The organism is Streptomyces sp. MK37H, from assembly GCF_018035285.1.
GTDB lineage: Bacteria > Actinomycetota > Actinomycetes > Streptomycetales > Streptomycetaceae > Streptomyces > Streptomyces endocoffeicus.
This window is the reverse complement of the sequence record NZ_JAAAYH010000747.1, coordinates 1-2,294: the sequence shown is the minus strand read 5'-3', so window position 1 is coordinate 2,294 and position 2,294 is coordinate 1. Positions and strand designations below refer to the sequence as shown.

Below are 2,294 nucleotides of genomic sequence, written 5' to 3'. Positions count from 1 at the left end.
GGCCCGGCTGGCGCGCCTCGGCGTCCAGCGCTCCAGTCCGTACAACCCGGTGCTGGAGCCGCTGCTGCGCATCGTGCGCGGCAACGACCCCAAGGCGGAGGCCGCGACGCTGCGCCAGATCGAGCGCGCGTACCAGGTGGCCGAGCGCTGGCACCGCGGCCAGAAGCGCAAGAGCGGCGATCCATACATCACCCACCCCCTCGCGGTGACCACGATCCTGGCCGAGCTGGGTATGGATCCGGCCACTTTGATGGCCGGGCTGCTGCATGACACCGTCGAGGACACCGAGTACGGCCTGGACACCCTGCGCCGTGACTTCGGCGACCAGGTCGCCCTGCTCGTCGACGGCGTCACCAAGCTGGACAAGGTCAAGTTCGGCGAGGCGGCCCAGGCCGAGACCGTGCGCAAGATGGTCGTCGCCATGGCCCGGGACCCCCGGGTGCTGGTGATCAAGCTTGCCGACCGGCTGCACAACATGCGCACGATGCGCTACCTCAAGCGGGAGAAGCAGGAGAAGAAGGCCCGCGAGACCCTCGAGATCTACGCCCCGCTCGCCCATCGCCTGGGCATGAACACCATCAAATGGGAGCTGGAGGATCTCGCCTTCGCGATCCTCTACCCCAAGATGTACGACGAGATCGTGCGGCTGGTCGCCGAGCGGGCCCCCAAGCGGGACGAGTACCTGGCCGTCGTCACCGACCAGGTCCAGGGCGATCTGCGGGCGGCGCGGATCAAGGCGACCGTCACCGGCCGACCGAAGCACTACTACTCCGTGTACCAGAAGATGATCGTGCGCGGCCGCGACTTCGCCGAGATCTACGACCTGGTGGGCATCCGCGTCCTCGTCGACACCGTCCGCGACTGCTACGCGGCGCTCGGGACCATCCATGCGCGGTGGAACCCGGTGCCGGGGCGGTTCAAGGACTACATCGCGATGCCCAAGTTCAACATGTACCAGTCGCTGCACACGACGGTCATCGGGCCCAGCGGCAAGCCGGTCGAGCTCCAGATCCGCACCTTCGACATGCACCGCCGCGCCGAGTACGGCATCGCCGCGCACTGGAAGTACAAGCAGGAGGCGGTGGCCGGCGCCTCCAAGGTGCGCACCGATGTGCCCCGTAAGGCGGGCAAGGAAGACGCCATCAACGACATGGCGTGGCTGCGGCAGCTCCTGGACTGGCAGAAGGAGACCGAGGACCCGGGCGAGTTCCTGGAGTCCCTGCGCTTCGACCTGTCCCGCAACGAGGTCTTCGTCTTCACGCCCAAGGGCGATGTCATAGCGCTACCGGCCGGGTCCACCCCGGTCGACTTCGCCTACGCCGTGCACACCGAGGTCGGCCACCGTACGATCGGCGCCCGGGTCAACGGGCGGCTGGTGCCGCTGGAGTCCACCCTGGACAACGGCGACCTGGTGGAGGTCTTCACCTCCAAGGCGGCGGGCGCCGGGCCGTCCCGCGACTGGCTGGGCTTCGTCAAGTCGCCGCGCGCCCGTAACAAGATCCGCGCCTGGTTCTCCAAGGAGCGCCGCGACGAGGCCATCGAGCAGGGCAAGGACGCGATCGTCCGGGCGATGCGCAAGCAGAACCTGCCCATCCAGCGGATCCTGACCGGCGACTCGCTGGTCACCCTCGCCCATGAGATGCGCTACCCCGACATCTCCGCGCTCTACGCGGCGATCGGCGAGGGCCATGTCTCCGCGCAGAACGTGGTGCAGAAGCTCGTCCAGGCGCTCGGCGGCGAGGAGGCCGCCAACGAGGACATCGCCGAGACCGCCCCGCCCATCCGCCGCACCAAGCGCCGCTCCAGCGCCGATCCGGGCGTGGTGGTCAAGGGCGTCGAGGATGTGTGGGTCAAGCTGGCCCGCTGCTGTACGCCGGTGCCCGGCGACCCCATCATCGGCTTCGTCACCCGCGGCAGCGGCGTCTCGGTGCACCGCGCCGACTGCGTCAACGTGGACTCGCTCTCGCAGCAGCCCGAGCGCATCCTCGACGTGGAATGGGCTCCCACCCAGTCGTCGGTCTTCCTGGTGGCCATCCAGGTCGAGGCGCTGGACCGGTCCCGGCTGCTGTCGGACGTCACCCGCGTGCTGTCCGACCAGCACGTCAACATCCTCTCCGCGGCCGTGCAGACCTCCCGCGACCGGGTGGCCACCTCGCGCTTCACCTTCGAGATGGGCGACCCCAAGCACCTGGGTCACGTCCTGAAGGCCGTACGCGGCGTCGAGGGCGTCTACGACGTCTACCGGGTCACCTCGGCCCGCGCCCGCTGAGGAACCCGCCGAGAACCCGCTGAGG

The 2,294-nt window shown here is 69.0% G+C and carries 1 protein-coding gene; it reads left to right on the top strand.

What is annotated here, in order from left to right; genetic code table 11:
• The coding region (locus tag GWI24_RS43490) for a bifunctional (p)ppGpp synthetase/guanosine-3',5'-bis(diphosphate) 3'-pyrophosphohydrolase (protein ID WP_210951531.1) at nt 1–2,269 on the top strand (2,269 nt) is incomplete at its 5' end.
• Nucleotides 2,270–2,294: the final 25 nt, after the last annotated feature.